Source organism: uncultured Psychrobacter sp. (assembly GCF_947500265.1).
Taxonomy (GTDB): Bacteria; Pseudomonadota; Gammaproteobacteria; order Pseudomonadales; family Moraxellaceae; genus Psychrobacter.
This window is the reverse complement of record NZ_CANMRN010000003.1, coordinates 130125-147636: the sequence shown is the minus strand read 5'-3', so window position 1 is coordinate 147636 and position 17512 is coordinate 130125. Positions and strand designations below refer to the sequence as shown.

Here is a 17512-nt window from a genome sequence, read left to right as displayed (position 1 = left end):
GAAGAGGGTTTTTTTAAATCACTTTTAATATTGTAGATATATCCAAGCAACTTAAATGCTCGATAGGTCAGAGGTTGGCGAAATATACCATTACTGCTCTTTAACTTTACTGTCTAGGTTCTTATTATCGGTAGTTTCAGGCGTTATGTTTTCATCTACAGAGCTATCGACTTCGTTGCTACTTGCAGCCTCAAGCGCAGCAATCCAGTTTTTCATCATATCAATTTCAGTTTGCTGGTTATCAATGATGTCTTGCGCCAACTGACGCATCTCTTCATCTGTCCCATATTCGAGCTGAACTTTTGCCATATCAACAGCGGCAATATGATGCGGTAGCATGCCGCGTGCAAATGCCATATCAGGTACAGGATCAGCCACACCCAAAGTCATTTCGCCATGCATATTTTCCATGCTCTTAGCATATGCTTGCTGCATCCCCACAGTATTTGGCTTAGGTTTGGCAGCATCAGGATGGCTAGCCAGCCACTTGTTTAAGACATCGATTTCAGCTTGCTGTGCCGTGATGACGTCTTGAGCAAGTTGGCGCATCGCTTCGTCAGTGCCATATTTGAGTTCTATTTTTGCCATCTCTACCGCGCCGCGATGATGTCCCAACATGCCTTTAGCAAAAGCGGTATCAGGATCGTTGTACCCCATACCAATCATCATCTCGTCATGCATTCTAGTCATTGATCTCGTATAGTCTCTGAGCATGTCACTCATTTGAGACTCATCACTGATGCTGTTATCGCTGTCATTTGTTAGAGTATCATCTGCCATACCGTCATGCTCAGTATGTGGCATACCAGTCACTGGCGGTGAGGTTTCTTCTGTAGGATTTGATTGGTTGTCCTCAGTCGTTGGCTGACAGGCGCTCAATACAAGCGCTGCAGAAAGGCTAGTGACCAACGAAAGAAAACGACGAGAAGCAATCATGACATATCCCTATTGTGAAAAAACCAAACGATAAATGGATAATACTTATTATACATAATCAATTACGTGCTGAATGTTAGCAGATAAACCTTACCCATTCGAGACACTACGTTTAACAGGTCGTAATATATTAGTGTCAGAGCTTTATATTAGGGGCTAAACAGCCAAACAGTGTGAATTAATCAATAGTATCTAAGCTTAAAACCATCTAAACTAGCTAGAAATACCTAGCTGACGACAGTGTTCGTTAGTTAGATGAACACGTACAAACTCCCCAACAGCTAGCTCACCTAGCTCAAATCCTGCCACTGACCAACGTATCAAACGTAGACAAGGCAAACCGACGTGAGCAGTCATGCGCCTGACTTGGCGATTTTTACCTTCATATATTGTCAGCATCAACCATGAGTCCGGTACGCTTTTACGCTCACGTATTGGCGGATTGCGCTGCCAAAGTACCATCGGTAGCTCATCTTCACTGACGTGTTTGACCTCAGCAGGTAGCGTTTTACCATCTTTTAAAACCACGCCACGTTTAAGCTTATTGAGTTGCTCAGCAGTAGGGGTTCCTTCTACTTGTACTAAGTAAGTTTTACCTTGCTTGCGCCCTGCATTGGCTTTTGGTGGATGAGTAATTGCTTTATTAACGCGACCATTATCGGTCAAAATCAGCAAGCCCTCCGAAGTGGCATCTAGCCTACCAGCAACTCGCAAGGCCTTATCGGTAAAGTATTGCGATAGGGTGGTGTGGTCGTTATTACTGTCATCTCTAAACTGACTTTGCACGCCGTAAGGCTTATTGAATAAGATGAGACTAGAAGTAGACATAAAAAGGTGTTTCCTAGTTTTTGATGGACAATGAATCATTGTAGCGTATGTTTTGTGATGTAGAGCTAGTATTAAGCGACAAGACTAAGGGCGATATATTTAACGTGCTGTATGCTACGTGACCTGCTACAAAAGTAGGACAGCGCTTGTATAGATTTACTGTTATCCTAAATCCGTATTCCAATAGTGGTATTTATATTTCTAATAGAGAGATATCTACTATCTGCAAGCGACAATCATTATTTGGGTCTTTATGTTCATTTTTTTAGCTTAAAGCTATCTTTCATATTGTTCAAATCAATGCCGCAAGTGTCGTACTCATCAAAGTTTTGCTTAACCGATAAACACCCAGAGCGTTATAACTATAATAAAACGGTTGGCATAACAAAGTGTCTAGTTCGCTTGCGACGTCCAACATACAACCAAGGAGTATCATCGATGTCATATGATAAGGTTATCGTGCCAAGAGACGGCGAAAAAGTGACCGTAAACGCAGATCTCACATTAAATGTTCCCAATCATCCGATTATTCCGTTTGTGGAAGGTGATGGGATCGGCGTAGATATCACGCCTGTCATGATAAAAGTAGTCAATGCTGCAGTTGATAAAGCGTATCACGGCAAGAAGTCTATCATTTGGATGGAGACTTATCTTGGTGAAAAAGCAGCGAAAGTATATGACGGCGACTATTTGCCAAGCGAGACGCTAGAGATTCTAAAAGACTATGTCATTAGTATCAAGGGTCCATTGACCACGCCAGTGGGTGGTGGCTTTAGCTCATTAAACGTCGCGGTACGCCAAAACCTCGACCTGTATGTCTGTCAGCGCCCCGTGCGCTGGTTTGAGGGCGTACCAAGCCCAGTACAGCATCCAGAGCTGACGAATATGGTTATCTTCCGTGAAAATACAGAAGACATCTACACGGGTATCGAGTGGAAAGCGGGTAGTGATGATGCCAAAAAAGTTATCAATTTTTTAAGAGATGAGATGGGGGTGACCAGTATTCGCTTCCCTGAAGACTGCGGCATCGGTATCAAGCCTGTCTCAAAAGAGGGCTCACAACGTCTAGTACGTAAAGCGATTCAGCATGCCATCGATAATGATTTACCAAATGTGACGCTAGTGCATAAAGGCAATATCATGAAGTTTACTGAAGGCGCGTTTAAGGATTGGGGTTATGAGCTGGCAGCAGAGCGTTTTGGTGCAGAGTTATTAGATGGCGGTCCATGGATGACCATGAAAAATCCAAAAACAGGTAACAATATTATTATTAAAGACGTCATCGCTGATGCCTTCTTGCAGCAGATTTTGATGCGTCCTGCAGATTACTCTGTAGTAGCAACGCTTAATCTAAACGGTGACTATATCTCTGATGCATTGGCCGCTGAAGTAGGCGGTATTGGTATCGCACCTGGTGCAAATAAAGGCGGCGCGATCGCTGTTTATGAAGCGACGCACGGTACTGCGCCCAAGTACGCTGGTCAGAATAAAGTAAATCCAGGCTCATTGATATTGTCTGCTGAGATGATGCTTCGTGATATGGGCTGGACGGAAGCAGCTGATCTTGTTATCAGTGGTATCCAAGGTGCGATTGCCAATAAAACAGTCACATATGATTTTGAGCGTCTGATGCCAGATGCTACCTTACTGAGTACTTCGGAGTTTGGTAAGGCAATCATTAAGCATATGGAAGCCTAAGACTACTTAAACTCTAAGCATTCTATTTTATTGTTATGTACAAAAAGCTGCCTGATTATATAGGTTGCTTTTTTCATTTCACTTTTTATAAAGCTTTTAGAAAACACAAAAAAACACCCCAACGTTCGAAGACGGTTGAGGTGTTCTTTTACTAAGACTTAAACCCGCTTAATCGCTTCTGGGTATAAAAACCAAAAGCGATTAGGCTTAATGGTCCAAGAGCAATCGCTTAAAATTATAGCGATGCCAAAGTCTCGTTAAACAAAGCGCTTGGACGCATTGCTTTCTTAGCCAATTCTTCATCAGCATAGTAGTAGCCTTTGATATCTACTGGCTTGCCTTGAGCTTGGTTAAGCTCTTTAACGATGGCCTCTTCGTTCTCTTTTAGCTTTTGCGCGAATGGTGTAAATTGCGCTTTTAGCTCGCTATCTTTATCTTGCGCTGCAAGCTCTTCTGCCCAGTACATTGCTAGATAGAAGTGGCTACCACGGTTGTCGAGCTCGCCAGTTTTACGTGATGGCGACTTATCGTTTAGTAGCAGTTTTTCTGTTGCTGTATCTAGCGTGTCTGCCAAGATTTGAGCTTTAGCATTGTTGTCGTTGTTTGCTAGATGCTCCAAAGATACCGTCAAGGCCAAGAACTCACCAAGTGAATCCCAACGTAGATGGTTCTCTTCTGTCAGCTGCTCAACGTGCTTCGGTGCAGAACCACCAGCGCCAGTTTCAAACAAACCGCCGCCTTTCATTAGTGGTACAACTGATAGCATCTTGGCACTGGTACCTAGCTCTAGGATAGGGAACAAGTCAGTTAGGTAATCGCGTAGGATGTTACCGGTCGCAGAGATAGTATCTAGACCACGAGCAACGCGCTCTAGCGTATAACGCATCGCACGAACCTGAGACATAATCTCGATATGTAAGCCAGTAGTATCATGATCTTTTAGATAGGTTCTAACTTTTTTGATTAGCTCGTTCTCATGTGGACGGTATGGGTCTAACCAGAAGATAACAGGCGTATCTGATTCACGAGCACGGCGTACAGCAAGTTTTACCCAGTCTTGAATAGGCTCATCTTTAACCTGACACATGCGCCAGATATCACCTTTCTCAACACGTTTTTCAAGTAATACTTCATCAGTATCAATGTCGACGATACGTGCAATACCAGCATCGCTAGACTCAAAAGTCTTGTCGTGCGAGCCATATTCTTCAGCTTTTTGAGCCATTAGGCCAACGTTAGGAACGGTGCCCATTGTTTTTGGATCAAAGTTACCATGCCATTTGCAGAAGTTAATCATTTCTTGGTAAATACGCGCAAAGGTAGACTCTGGCATGACGGCTTTACAGTCATACATTTTGCCATCAGCACCCCACATTTTACCACCTGAACGAATCATCGCTGGCATAGAAGCATCAACGATTACATCACTTGGTGAATGGAAGTTGGTGATACCTTTTGAAGAGTCAACCATCGCCAGACGTGGGCGATGCTCTTGACACGCATGTAAATCACGCTCAATCTCTTCACGCTTTGAAGCTGGTAGCGTTGAGATCTTGTCATATAGATCTGCCATACCGTTGTTGACGTTGATACCTAGCTCGTCAAAGAATGCACCATGTTTTTCAAAGGCTTCTTTGTAGTAGATTCTAACCGCATGCCCAAAGACGATAGGATGCGAGACCTTCATCATGGTTGCTTTTACGTGCAATGAGAACAAGATACCAGCTTCGCGGCAATCTTCCATTTCACGCTCATAAAACTCTAATAATGCCTTTTTGCTCATGACCATCAGATCGATGACTTCTTTATCAAGCAAAGCAATTTTAGGCTTTAATACTTTTTGAGTACCGTCATCAAGTAACAACTCCATACGTACTGTACGAGCTTTATCTAATGTCATAGATTGCTCGCCATCGTAGAAGTCGCCGCCATGCATGTGTGATACGTGCGTGCTTGACCATTGCTTCCACTCACCCATAGAGTGTGGATGCTTGCGTGCATAGTTTTTAACTGCTTTAGGAGCGCGGCGATCTGAGTTACCTTCACGCAGTACTGGGTTCACTGAACTGCCTAAGCTTTTGCCATAGCGCTTGCGCAGCTCTTTTTCTTCGTCAGTTTGTGGGTCTTCTGGGAAGTTAGGGATGGCATAGCCTTTGCTCTGTAGCTCTTTGATAGCAGCTTTTAACTGCTGTACAGAAGCACTGATGTTTGGCAGTTTGATGATGTTGGTATTTGGATCTTGAGTCAGACGACCTAGCTCAGCTAAGTTGTCAGGAACACGTTGCTCTTCGGTCAAGTATTCAGGGAATTCGGCCAATATACGCGCTGCAACAGAGATGTCGCTAGTTTCAACTTCAACGCCTGCCGTTTTAGTGAATGCTTCGACAATAGGTAAGAACGACAGAGTCGCCAGCGCTGGGGCTTCGTCAGTTTTGGTATAAATAATTTTTGACATTTTAGTTAGATCTTCCTTTAGGCTGTAGTTAATAATAAAGCTCAAATATAGTGTTGAATATGCGTCAATGATACTATGCAATAATCCATGATATGGTTAGAACAAGTACTTCATATGTAGCTTCTTAGAAATTTTTAAGACAGGTCAGACATTTTCTTTTAATAGTATTCATGAAAAAATCATTTAAAGGCAACACGTTAACGGTCGGTGCAAAATTGCCTAAAAGTGAATCACTGACGCTACATTATAATCAATCCACTATAAATCCGATAGGATGTCAATCGTATACCATGAACTAAGTATACTGTTTTAGCTCGTATCCTATGGTTTCGAATTATACTAAGCTAATAACAACCTTATTCTACCAGTCATCGGCTTCGATATCATCTTTTCCATACAACTACTGTTTTTTCATGACGTTTTATATTGATCTTACTGCCCATGAGCGCAGTCGTACAAACCACCCGCGTTATCGTTGGTGGTTTTTTATTAGGTGCGGATAAGTTTTTGCAAATTGTGACAGCAATGACGTAAAAATTTGCTAGTCTAGGTCATCAATAGATTGGTTATCGATAAATATATCGCGATTATAATAGTGACGGTGAATATGAGTTTAGAGTATGCGCTGATTAATGATACCAGCTGGCAGAGCCAAACAGAGTGGCAGACGCCAGATACCCCTTTTATGTCATTTGCTTTTTGGCAAGCACTGGCAGACACCGGAGCAATTGGTGAGCAGGCAGGGTGGCTACCGATATTTATTTTGGTACATCGTGTCACAGACTATGCCGATAGTGAAGATAGCATCAATACCTTAGTAGATAGCGCAGCAGAAAATACATTGCAGCCTGTGGCCGTCATGCCAGTATTTATAAAAGGTCATCATCGCGGTGAGTTTGTATTTGATCATGCATGGGCTGAAGCTTATGCGCGCTATGGTGTTGATTATTATCCGCGATTGGTCACTAGCGCACCATATACACCGATTACTGGTCAGAGAGTTTGGTTGGCAAAAGGTGAAACCTTGAATGAAGATATCCTCAGAACGGCCATCGCAGGTATCGATGATATCGCTCAACAAGTGGGCGCCTCAAGCTGGCATGGACTATTTGTGACACCTGAGCTGGCCTCTATTGCCACTACATCTATGCCAACTGAAATTGATGTAGAGCATGCTATAGTGGCTCAAGAAAGCGGCGTAGAGTCAGCTGTTATTGAGCTACCGATATTTGAGCGTCAAGGTTGCCAGTTCTTATGGCAAAACAAAGACTTACTTAATGACCACAAGCCATTTGCAGATTTTGATGCGTTTTTGATGACCTTAAAAGCCAAAAAGCGCAAAACCATTCGGGCTGAGCGCCGTAAAGTTGCCGAGCAAGGCATTAGCTGCCAGCGAAAGTGCGGTGATGCTATTAGCGACGCTGACTGGAAGGCCTTTTATCATTGTTATGTGATGACCTATGCAGTACGCGGACAACAACCTTATTTAACCTTAGACTTTTTTATGGCGTTGGCAGCGAGCATGCCTGAGCATATAATGCTTGCGCAGGCACTTGATGTCAGTGGTGAGATTATCGCGAGTAGTTTGTTCTTATATGACAGACCTGATAGCGACAATGTTGATGGTGACAAGGCTGATGGCGATAATAATGCTACCTTATATGGTCGTTACTGGGGTGCGCTCGGTGAATATGACAGCCTACATTTCGAGCTATGCTATTACCAAGGTATCGAGTTTGCTATTGAGCAAGGGCTGATGTCTTTTGATCCGGGTACGCAAGGCGAGCATAAGCTGGTACGTGGTTTTATCCCAACGACGACACATTCTATCCATCGTATATATGATCCGCGTTTTGTACCGGCGATTGGCGATTTTTGTGTCAGAGATCGAATGCACATGGCGCAGTATCGTCAGCAGGCCTTTGAAGCTCTGCCTTTTAATGCAGACAATATGCCTGCATTTGACGGTAGTGCCTCATAGCAGTAATTTATAACGGCAATCAGCTGTGACTCACTCTGCCTCTATTTGCAAGCACCTTTTAACTATCAAACACCCTATAAAAAATACTAGCCATAAACTATGACCAGCAATTCTTCTAGTTCTATCAGCGGCCTACCTCCTACTGAACTCTTACCTTGGCTCAATGCTGAAGGTTCTCTCACTGCGATATTAGAAGAGAAGGCAGGGCAGCCGCTGCGCGTAAAACGCAGCTTTGAGGGCTATCGTTCGCTGACTTTAGGTCAAAAAAAGCAGCTAGGTGTACGAGGCATGATGCTAAATCGTCCAATGCTGGCATGGGTACGGGAAGTGCAGCTATATGGCAATGATGACATGCCATGGGTGCAAGCACAGAGCACCTTTCCTTTAAACAGTTTAAAATGTCAGTCGCGTCGTCTGCAGCATTTGAAGAACACACCTATTGGCTACGTGTTATTTAAGCGTCGACGTACCTTGCCAAATGAGCGTTTTATCAGTCATACCAGTGACGGTTGGCAACGACAAACGCGTTATGACTGGTATGGTCGTAAGATAATGATCAGTGAAACGTTCTTACCTGCGTTTTTAACTAGCGACCTATAAAAATATTACTAGGTTAACCTTGCTTGAGTTATTTAATATACATCTACACTCGGCTGCTTTGTACTACTTTTAAATTGAATCGACTATATAGTCAAGTCTATATAAATCCGCTACATCGTCATCCTCGCTAAGCATACTAATGTGTAACTTGCACTCGGTTTCCTTGTATCGAAATTATATTAAATTGACTATATCTAGCCACGCTTAAAAATATTTTAGGCCTAAATCAGCATAAAAAGGCATATTGGCGAAAACATTCAACGGGTAAATCCTTTATTTTATTGGCTATTTATCTGTGTTATATAGTCATTTAATTCCCTCATCTTAAGGTGAGGTTTTTTTGCGCTCACAGCACAAATTTTCATGTTACACTTAATCTTTCGCGATGATATCGATGCAAATGTACATCGATTTTATTGACGAATCAGTCAAGTTAATAACAGGTCAGTCGCCTGTATTTATTCTTATTTCAATCTTTGCTAATAGACTCCATTCACAATAATGGTCGTACCATAAAACAGACTGCAGAAAAACAGCGTGCAGAGGTATCAAGCGTACTTCAGCGACGTTGACGCAGTAGTTGTTTTATTGTGGGCAGGCTATAAGCTTCTTTTCAATGACGTTTTTTAATGACAGTCACTACTTAGGACATCACTATGTTTAAAGATATTTCTATCAAAGATTTTGATCCAGTACTTGCTGAAGCGATGGCCGCAGAAAGCGTTCGTCAAGAAAACCACATCGAGCTTATCGCCTCTGAAAACTACTGCTCACAAGCAGTGATGGAAGCACAAGGTACTGACCTTACCAACAAATACGCAGAAGGCTATCCTGGCAAGCGTTATTATGGTGGTTGTGAGCATGTGGATGTGGTTGAGCAATTGGCTATTGACCGCGCTAAAGAGTTGTTCGGTGCAGAGTATGTGAACGTTCAGCCACATTCTGGTAGCCAAGCAAACTCAGCCGTATTTTTAGCATTGCTAGAAGCAAATGACACTGTACTAGGCATGAGCTTAGACGCTGGTGGTCACTTGACGCATGGCGCACACATCAACTTCTCAGGTTTGAACTACAATGCCGTACAATACGGATTGGTAGATGGCACTGGCCTTATTGATTATGATCAAGTAGAGAGTCTAGCGCGTGAGCATAAGCCAAAAATGATCATTGCGGGTTTCTCAGCATACTCACAAGTAGTAGATTGGCAGCGTTTCCGTGACATCGCGGACGAAGTAGGCGCGTATCTATTGGTCGATATGGCACACGTTGCAGGCTTGGTTGCTGGCGGTGTTTATCCAAACCCAGTACCTTTCGCTGATGTGGTCACGACGACGACGCACAAAACCCTACGTGGCCCACGCTCAGGTATGATTTTGGCACGTGATGAAGTACTGGCTAAAAAGCTAAACTCAGCTGTATTCCCAGGCAACCAAGGTGGCCCGTTGATGCATGTTATCGCTGCAAAAGCGGTTTGCTTTAAAGAAGCGTTAGAAGATAGCTTCAAAACGTATCAGCAGCAAGTAGTGAAAAATGCGCAAGCAATGGCAAAAGTGGTTCAAGAGCGCGGCTATGAAGTTATCTCTGGTGGTACTGAAAACCATCTAATGCTGATCAGCCTCGTTAAGCAAGAAATGACGGGTAAAGAAGCGGATAAATGGCTTGGTGAAGCACACATCACTGTCAACAAAAACGCTGTACCAAACGATCCAAAATCACCATTCGTGACTTCTGGTATCCGTATCGGTACACCAGCTATTACTACTCGCGGTTTCAACGAAGCACAAGCGGGCGAGTTGGCAGGTTGGATCTGTGACGTACTAGACAGCCGCGGTGATGAAGCGGTTGCTACTGAAGTACGCGCTAAAGTAGAAGCGATTTGTGCAGAATTACCAGTCTATGCTAAAAATCAGTAAACTTTAGAATGGTAATAAAAAAACCGCTAAGCTTTTGCTTAGCGGTTTTTTTGTTATTGCTCTTCATAAATATTAGAACATTTAACGCAAACCTATATTGATATTGCCATTGAGCTCTTTTAATTATATTTAAGTCCGTTATTTAACCTGAAAATTACTACCAACATTTTTCGATAAGTGTAGTGAGCTTGATTGAGTTTTGCTATTAATTTTAAGGAGCTAAGTTGATGTTTAATTAAGAAAAATGTGTAAATCTCTTTGTTTATACAAAAATATTAGTATATAGTCAGTATTGAACATTTAGTAATAATACTAATACAAATTATAATAAATAGTTACACTTTGTATTAGTATCGCTGTAATTGATTGAATAATTATATAAATATTATTTTCAATAGAGGGATTTACATGAAAAAACAATCTTTAGTCGCAACGATGCTATTACTCAGCACGACTCTTGCGCAAGCAGCAGAACAATCAGGTTTAGCAGCATTTGGAGCAGGTCTCGATGGCTTTATGGCCAATATATTCGGCTGGTTCGTCGACCTTATTTTCTTTTCAGTACCTCTTGGGGACGTCAGCTTCCCACTCATTGTGGGCTGGTTATTAGTTGCCGCACTCGTATTTACCTTTTACTTTGGATTTATTCAGTTTCGCCAAATAGGCTTGTCTCTAGATATTGTCAGAGGCAAATATACCGATCCTAATCCCGCCAACAAGGAAGAAGGCGAGGTCAGTCATTTTCAAGCCTTAGCTACTGCTTTATCAGGTACCGTTGGTCTTGGTAATATCGCAGGCGTTGGTGCAGCACTTGCTATTGGCGGACCTGGTGCTACTTTTTGGATGATTATGGTCGGCCTATTCGGTATGGCGACTAAGTTTGTAGAATGTACGCTAGGTGTCAAATACCGTACGGTACTACCATCTGGCGTCGTATCAGGTGGCCCTATGTACTACCTAAGCCGCGGTATGGCTGAACGTGGTATGGGCGGATTAGGTAAGTTTCTGGCTGTTGGTTTTGCACTTATGTGTATATTGGCGACCTTTGGTGCTGGTAACATGTTCCAAGGTAACCAAGCCTTTGCAGTGATGAGCTCTACTTTTAGTATTCCAACGGATTACAGTGTATTCTTTGGTATTGGCTTAGCATTTTTAGTTGGTATGGTCATCATTGGTGGTATGCCGCGCATCGCAACCGTTACCGAAAAAGTCGTACCTTTTATGGCCTTGTTATACATTACTATGGCGGTAATCGTACTGATTGCTAACTTTAATCATATCGGCACTGCATTTGGTGAGATTTTCTCGGGTGCCTTCACTGGTGCTGGCGTGGCTGGTGGCTTTATTGGCGCGTTGATTCAAGGTTTGAAACGTGCAACTTTCTCTAACGAAGCGGGTGTTGGTTCAGCCGCTATTGCTCACTCAGCAGTAAAAACCAAAGAGCCTGCTACTGAAGGTCTAGTAGCGCTATTAGAGCCTTTCATTGATACGGTTGTTATCTGTACGATGACGGCGCTTGTTATTACTATCTCTGGGGTGAACACTGCCGCAAACTTGCAAACCCAAGCGCTTACTGGTGTGGATTTAACCCGTGCGGCCTTTATGGAAACGGCGCCTATCTTCCAGTATTTCCTAGCTGTCGCGGTATTATTGTTTGCTTTCTCAACGATGATTTCATGGTCATATTATGGTCTAAAAGCTTGGACTTACCTTTTCGGTGAAGGTAAAGGCGGCGAGATGATATACAAACTTATCTTCTTAATCTTCGTTGTTATCGGTACCATCGTACAGTTTAGCTTCGTTATCGACTTCTCAGATGCGGCTCTGTTCGCTATGGCTATCTTTAACATCATCGGTCTGTACTTCTTGATGCCAATTGTGAAAAGAGAGGTTAATTCTTTCATAGCTCGTGTGAAAAATGGTGAAATTAAAAAGTATAAATAATAGGTTTTATTGAACACTCTGTTATAACTTGATAATTAAAAAAGCCCGCCAAGATGAGTCCTGGCGGGCTTTTCGATGGCTAGTATTTGTTATTTGCTAGATGGCTATTAAGTTTTAATCTGTAACAGCATCGGCCTACATAAACGGTAACTTCGTAAAAATCTGTAGTATCGTGGCATTAACGATATCAACAAAGAACGCACCAACCATTGGCACGATTAGGAATGCTTTAGGTGAAGGCAGATAGCGGTCAGTGACTGCCTGCATATTTGCAATTGCAGTCGGTGTCGCACCCATACCAAAACCACAATGCCCCGCTGATAATACAGCTGCGTCGTAGTCTTTACCCATAATTTTAAAGGTAATGAGGTACACGTAGATAATCATAATGATGGTCTGTACAACCAATATAATTAGTACAGGGCCTGCCAAATCGGTCAACTGCCAAAGTTTTAAAGACAATAATGCCATCGCTAGAAATAGGCTTAAAGACGCATTACCAAGTACATCAATTGAGCGGTCAAACATATCAAAATTGAAGACCATCGTCAGCACATTGCGAATGATGACGCCGCCTGCCAGTGCCCATACGAAAGTAGGCAGCTCAAACCATGTACCTTCAGCAACGATGGCCATCACATCGGCAAAAGCCAAAGCACCTGCGAATAGTGCCAAGGTTTCGATAGTAGAAGAAGCGGTGATAAAGCGCATGCTATCAGGTCTTTCAAAGATATCTTTATTACTACCTGCAGACTCTTCATCGTGTTTGGTGCTATATAATGACTGCGCACCAGCAACTTTTTCGATATCGCTAGGATCAGGGTTGGCTGGCGTTGGTTTTAGTCCAAGTCGGTTAATCAAGCGACGGGCAACAGGACCACCAACGATACCACCCGCGACCAAACCATACGTAGCAACCGCGATACCCAGTGTCGTCGCACCGACCACGCCGTAGTCTTGTTCTAACGTAATACCCCAAGCGCCTGCTGTACCATGACCACCCGTTAGAGCGATAGACCCTGTCACTAGACCGAGCAAAGGATCAAGTCCTAACGCACTTGCCATGGCCACACCAACGATGTCCTGCAATACAATAAACACTGAAACAACGATAGTAAAAATCAGTAATGGTGTGCCGCCTGCTTTTAATCGACTAAAATCAGCGCTCAGACCGATGGACGCAAAGAACATCAACATGGTGGCGGTCTGTAGTCCTTGATGAAAGTTAAAACTATATCCCCAAACCATATTGAGAGCATAGACAACAATCGCCGCGACCAGACCACCAGCAACCGGTTCTGGAATATTAAAGTCCTCTAAAAACTTGACTCGTCTCACCAAAAACCGCCCAAGCAGCAGCACTAAGGTGGCCAATATCAGGGTGTAATAACCGTTTAAGGTAATCTCCATAGGTTAATCCTTTCTATAAAATAAATTAACCTGAATTCGGGATAAATATGGCTTTATCTCGAATTCAGGTTTCTATGATGACGAATAATTATCGGTGACTATCGGCGGTCAAGCTTGCAACATATAGGCTTTCAACGACTAAGTTTCTAACGCATAAGCTTCATCCTCAGATGGCACGATGATCCACAATTGTGGTTTGCCAAATTCTCTAAAGGCATCCTCAATGATGCTTTTAAAGACATTGAAGTCCTCAGTGTTTATGCTTTTAACGTCTGTCAAATCAAGCCTTAAATGAATTGCCTCACTGTCTGTTAGACAATCCCATGCACTGTCCCAGTTGTGTGAAAAATAACTAGGGAAGTCACAGGCCTTAGCTAAACTCGTCAATAGCTCAGTTTTTTCGAGCGTGTCACCTACGGCTATAGTAACAGCCTGCGCAGGAATGCTAGTACCCAGTGCTGTACCGTTTTGGTTAATGTGACCTTGATTAACATGGCTTTGATTAACGTAATGAATGGCTTGGTTTATACTTTCTCGATTCATATCAGCTTTTTTCATATTAAGGCACCTGTAGTCTTTGGAAGCTATCATAATGGTCGACAGTCAAGTAATAGACGGTAGGCGGATTACCACCTGTGACGATACGCCGTGCGCCGCGATGAGAGACACCAGGGGTGGGGACGGTATATTCGCGGTAGTAGCCTTGTGACTGGGCGGGTAGTCTGCCTTCACGGTTATAAAACGTCGTACCATCTTTATTTGGATACGGAAACGGGCCTCCTTGCTGAATGAGCGCAATCGTATTGTCGACCTGTGCATCACCCGTTATACCAGCAGTAGTAGTTTGGCTCGTATTATCAATGACTTCTTGCGATACCGTTGTCGACTCGATGCTATCAGCAAACAATGTCGAATTTAAATCGCCAAAGAAATAGAAAGCGACGGCGATTATAGCGATAAGGCTAAATAGCGTAGAGCCTAAGCTTCTTTTATTGGGTCTGCTATTGTGACTGCTACGATTTGAGTTACGAGTGCGTTGATTGCTATTTCTATTAGCATTAGTAGGGGTATAGCTTGGAACATCTGATGCAGTATCTTGGTCAAGGCTCAACGAAGACGAGGTCACTTCAGTGGCTCTCAATTGGTTTTTGTCGTTACGGGCACTGTTAAAGTAGACACTTTGTCCAACCGTTATAGGATTCGCCAGTCTTGCTTTGCTTATATGAAAGAACACATCTTCACTTTGATTATCTACATCGATAAAGCCGTAGCCTTTATCTTCGTTCCAGTGCTTAATCTTGCCACTTTGCATAGTCGTACCGCTCCCTATAATTTAAATGCCTTAACTAAAATACTTATGATTTAAACGAAGAAACGCCAGCATAATTGCTGACGTTTCTGATTATTCGTTTTGATAGTCGATACTGGTATGATTAAGCACGGGTTTCGCCATGACCATAGACGATCCATTTCTGTGAAGTCAGACCTTCGAGACCGACAGGGCCACGTGCATGGATTTTGTCCGTTGAGATACCAATCTCAGCACCGAGACCGTATTCAAAACCATCAGCAAAACGGCTAGAAGCATTAATCATTACGCTGGCCGAGTCCACTTCACGGATGAAGCGTTGCGATTTGGTGTAGTTGTCAGTGATGATGACATCAGTATGATGACTGCCGTGCGTATTGATATGCTCAATTGCCTCATCAATACCTGACACCACTTTTACCGCTAGGATAGGAGCTAAATATTCAGTATCCCAATCCTCGGAAGTGGCAGCTGATAGATGACCTTGAAGTTTAGCATTGTCATTTAGGATAGCTTGTGATTTGTCATCAAGGCGTAGTTGCATTGCGTCATCAGCAGCGACGATGGCCTCTGCTATTTTAGGCAATAGCTCATCTGCGACTGTTTCATCGACCAGTAGCGTTTCCATCGTATTACAAGTGCCGTAGCGATGTGTTTTGGCATTAACGCTGACTTTAATCGCAATCTCAGCGTCCGCATCACTATCGATAAAGGTATGGCAGTTACCGTCTAAATGCTTAATTACAGGTACTTTTGCATCGTTGCTGATACGCGCAATCAGACCTTTACCACCACGTGGCACGATGACATCGACATATTCAGTCATGGTAATCAGCTCACCAACGGCTGCACGATCGGTCGTCTGTAGCACTTGCACGCTATGTTCTGATAGATCAGTATGGCTAAGACCTTTAATGATACATTTGGCAATGGCTTGGTTAGACTCAAAGGCTTCAGAACCACCGCGCAAAATAATGGCGTTGCCTGACTTGAGTGCTAGTGAGGCAGCCTCCAATGTTACGTTAGGACGCGACTCATAAATCATACCGACTACACCAAGTGGCACCCGCATTTTGCCCAAATGAATACCCGATGGCTGATAAGTCATGTCAGTGACTTCACCAATTGGGTCAGGAAGGCCAGCGACGTCTTTAAGACCTTGTAGCATACCGTTAAATCGTGCTTCGTTTAATTCCAAGCGATCGAGGAGGGCACTATCAAGATTGTTTTTTTGACCGTTGTCCATATCGATTTTATTGGCTGCCAAGATGTCTTGTTTGGCATTGACCAGCTCATCATGAATGGCCAAGAGTGCTGAGTTTTTATCGCCAGTGTTGGCAGCAGCCAGCGCGCGAGAAGCGGCTCGTGCTTGCTTACCGACAGACTGCATATAGGTCGTAATATCCGTAGTATTCGATTGACTCATAAATTATTTTCCTTATGTGATACAGGTTTTTTATAACTAAAAGCGCCCAATTTTATATAGGTAAAAATACCTAAAAAGGCGAAAAATGTCGCAAAAAAAGAAGTTTTGAATGCCTACTTAGATAGCGATAGGTCATTATGCTATTTAACATAGAGCAGATTGGAACGATAGTAAAGATGATTTTGTGAACAGAATCCGCTTTGCAACGCTCTTGTAAGGGCTTGTTCAAAGTAATGTTGTTCATGCTAAGCGGTATTTATTTAAGATAATCGCGTTATCAGTACTACACTATATCTTTACGTGTTTTTAACAGAATTGCGCTGTAAATACTAAGGTAGCCGCGAGATATCCTCAGTATAGTAAGCATTAAAACAGCAAGGCTATCAGTAGATAGTACTTAATCTTATTATGATGAGTGATGGAGAACGAACATGGCTACGAAAAATACGACTTATAAAAATTGGTTAACGGTTGGTTTGGTAGCAAGTGCTTTGGCATTAGGCGCTTGTAGCAAAAAAGACGACACACCGATGGAAACTGAAGCTGATACTACCGTAGACGCTCAAACCTCTGTAGAAGAAAGTGCAACAGCGAGCGACAATGATGATGTGGCCGTTGCTAGTGCTGATGATGAAGGTATGGACGTTACCAATAACGATGATGTGGCAGTAGCAACAGCAGAAGATGCAGATATGATGGACGGGACTGAAGACTCAGAGCATGTATCGACGTACTAATCGCATATTATAGAATGCACTAGCTACATATTAGATGTACTAAGCACATACTATAAATAGGCAGTTATCAGATAACACAACGTCTCGTATTCTAAAGTGATAAAATAAAGCCCAGAGCGATAAATGCAGTCTGGGCTTTTTTGTATTCGCGGTTTGTTAGAAGCTGATTAACCCGTTGGTTAAATACAATATTTGCCTTTTTACTGCGTAATAAGAGACAATATGGCATTTTTCTCTTTGCCTCATCAGGCATATTACGATAATGCATCTAGATG

13 protein-coding genes are annotated in these 17512 nt (G+C 42.9%); 6 read left to right on the top strand and 7 right to left on the bottom strand.

Going from position 1 to position 17512, the window contains the following annotated elements:
- Positions 1-90: 90 nt before the first annotated feature.
- On the bottom strand, positions 91-936 hold the full coding sequence (locus Q0788_RS05535) for a DUF305 domain-containing protein (protein ID WP_298808605.1): 846 nt from the start codon (positions 934-936) through the stop codon (positions 91-93).
- Positions 937-1149: 213 nt separating this feature from the next.
- Positions 1150-1764 carry a pseudouridine synthase gene (locus Q0788_RS05530; RefSeq protein WP_298808603.1) on the bottom strand — a complete coding sequence of 205 codons (615 nt, stop codon included), beginning with the start codon at positions 1762-1764 and terminating at the stop codon, positions 1150-1152.
- Positions 1765-2202: 438 nt separating this feature from the next.
- On the opposite strand from Q0788_RS05530, the gene icd reads away from it, so the two are divergent.
- Positions 2203-3462, top strand: a complete 1260-nt coding sequence (gene icd / locus Q0788_RS05525) for an NADP-dependent isocitrate dehydrogenase (RefSeq protein WP_298808601.1) — start codon at positions 2203-2205, stop codon at positions 3460-3462.
- A gap of 235 nt (positions 3463-3697) precedes the next feature.
- Here icd and Q0788_RS05520 read toward each other — a convergent pair whose 3' ends face one another.
- Positions 3698-5917 carry an NADP-dependent isocitrate dehydrogenase gene (locus Q0788_RS05520; RefSeq protein ID WP_191114679.1) on the bottom strand — a complete coding sequence of 740 codons (2220 nt, stop codon included), beginning with the start codon at positions 5915-5917 and terminating at the stop codon, positions 3698-3700.
- A gap of 607 nt (positions 5918-6524) precedes the next feature.
- Between Q0788_RS05520 and Q0788_RS05515 the strand changes: the two genes are divergently transcribed.
- From Q0788_RS05515 to Q0788_RS05500, 4 genes are all read left to right on the top strand, one after another.
- Positions 6525-7898 carry a GNAT family N-acetyltransferase gene (locus tag Q0788_RS05515; RefSeq protein WP_298808598.1) on the top strand — a complete coding sequence of 458 codons (1374 nt, stop codon included), beginning with the start codon at positions 6525-6527 and terminating at the stop codon, positions 7896-7898.
- Between the two features lie 99 nt (positions 7899-7997).
- Positions 7998-8498: a chorismate lyase gene (locus Q0788_RS05510; protein WP_298808596.1), complete on the top strand. Its 501-nt coding sequence runs from the start codon at positions 7998-8000 to the stop codon at positions 8496-8498.
- A 656-nt stretch (positions 8499-9154) separates the two neighbouring features.
- Entirely contained in the window at positions 9155-10411 is a 1257-nt protein-coding gene (gene glyA, locus Q0788_RS05505; protein ID WP_191114682.1) for a serine hydroxymethyltransferase, read from the top strand.
- Between the two features lie 408 nt (positions 10412-10819).
- Positions 10820-12355, top strand: a complete 1536-nt coding sequence (locus Q0788_RS05500) for a sodium:alanine symporter family protein (RefSeq protein ID WP_298808592.1) — start codon at positions 10820-10822, stop codon at positions 12353-12355.
- 135 nt (positions 12356-12490) lie between these two features.
- Here Q0788_RS05500 and gltS read toward each other — a convergent pair whose 3' ends face one another.
- The 4 genes from gltS to Q0788_RS05480 form a co-directional block, all read right to left on the bottom strand.
- Positions 12491-13765, bottom strand: coding sequence for a sodium/glutamate symporter (gltS, locus tag Q0788_RS05495; RefSeq protein ID WP_238069241.1), 1275 nt, complete (start codon positions 13763-13765; stop codon positions 12491-12493).
- 138 nt (positions 13766-13903) lie between these two features.
- The gene (locus Q0788_RS05490; RefSeq protein ID WP_298808586.1) at positions 13904-14323 is read right to left on the bottom strand and encodes a barstar family protein; all 420 of its coding nucleotides are present in this window, start codon (positions 14321-14323) and stop codon (positions 13904-13906) included.
- A 1-nt stretch (position 14324) separates the two neighbouring features.
- A complete protein-coding gene (locus Q0788_RS05485) occupies positions 14325-15077 on the bottom strand; it encodes a ribonuclease domain-containing protein (protein WP_298808584.1) in 753 nt (250 codons plus the stop codon).
- Between the two features lie 121 nt (positions 15078-15198).
- Positions 15199-16500: a glutamate-5-semialdehyde dehydrogenase gene (locus Q0788_RS05480; RefSeq protein ID WP_298808581.1), complete on the bottom strand. Its 1302-nt coding sequence runs from the start codon at positions 16498-16500 to the stop codon at positions 15199-15201.
- A 431-nt stretch (positions 16501-16931) separates the two neighbouring features.
- Between Q0788_RS05480 and Q0788_RS05475 the strand changes: the two genes are divergently transcribed.
- Positions 16932-17237 (top strand): hypothetical protein, encoded by a 306-nt coding sequence (locus Q0788_RS05475; RefSeq protein ID WP_298808579.1) that lies wholly within the window; start codon positions 16932-16934, stop codon positions 17235-17237.
- Positions 17238-17512: the final 275 nt, after the last annotated feature.

What these genes read in the sequence shown, in the direction of transcription:
- Q0788_RS05535 (WP_298808605.1), bottom strand. Translation starts at nt 936, where the DNA reads ATGATTGCTTCTCGTCGTTTTCTTTCGTTGGTCACTAGCCTTTCTGCA.
- Q0788_RS05530 (WP_298808603.1), bottom strand. Translation starts at nt 1,764, where the DNA reads ATGTCTACTTCTAGTCTCATCTTATTCAATAAGCCTTACGGCGTGCAA.
- icd (WP_298808601.1), top strand. Translation starts at nt 2,203, where the DNA reads ATGTCATATGATAAGGTTATCGTGCCAAGAGACGGCGAAAAAGTGACC.
- Q0788_RS05520 (WP_191114679.1), bottom strand. Translation starts at nt 5,917, where the DNA reads ATGTCAAAAATTATTTATACCAAAACTGACGAAGCCCCAGCGCTGGCG.
- Q0788_RS05515 (WP_298808598.1), top strand. Translation starts at nt 6,525, where the DNA reads ATGAGTTTAGAGTATGCGCTGATTAATGATACCAGCTGGCAGAGCCAA.
- Q0788_RS05510 (WP_298808596.1), top strand. Translation starts at nt 7,998, where the DNA reads ATGACCAGCAATTCTTCTAGTTCTATCAGCGGCCTACCTCCTACTGAA.
- glyA (WP_191114682.1), top strand. Translation starts at nt 9,155, where the DNA reads ATGTTTAAAGATATTTCTATCAAAGATTTTGATCCAGTACTTGCTGAA.
- Q0788_RS05500 (WP_298808592.1), top strand. Translation starts at nt 10,820, where the DNA reads ATGAAAAAACAATCTTTAGTCGCAACGATGCTATTACTCAGCACGACT.
- gltS (WP_238069241.1), bottom strand. Translation starts at nt 13,765, where the DNA reads ATGGAGATTACCTTAAACGGTTATTACACCCTGATATTGGCCACCTTA.
- Q0788_RS05490 (WP_298808586.1), bottom strand. Translation starts at nt 14,323, where the DNA reads ATGAAAAAAGCTGATATGAATCGAGAAAGTATAAACCAAGCCATTCAT.
- Q0788_RS05485 (WP_298808584.1), bottom strand. Translation starts at nt 15,077, where the DNA reads ATGCAAAGTGGCAAGATTAAGCACTGGAACGAAGATAAAGGCTACGGC.
- Q0788_RS05480 (WP_298808581.1), bottom strand. Translation starts at nt 16,500, where the DNA reads ATGAGTCAATCGAATACTACGGATATTACGACCTATATGCAGTCTGTC.
- Q0788_RS05475 (WP_298808579.1), top strand. Translation starts at nt 16,932, where the DNA reads ATGGCTACGAAAAATACGACTTATAAAAATTGGTTAACGGTTGGTTTG.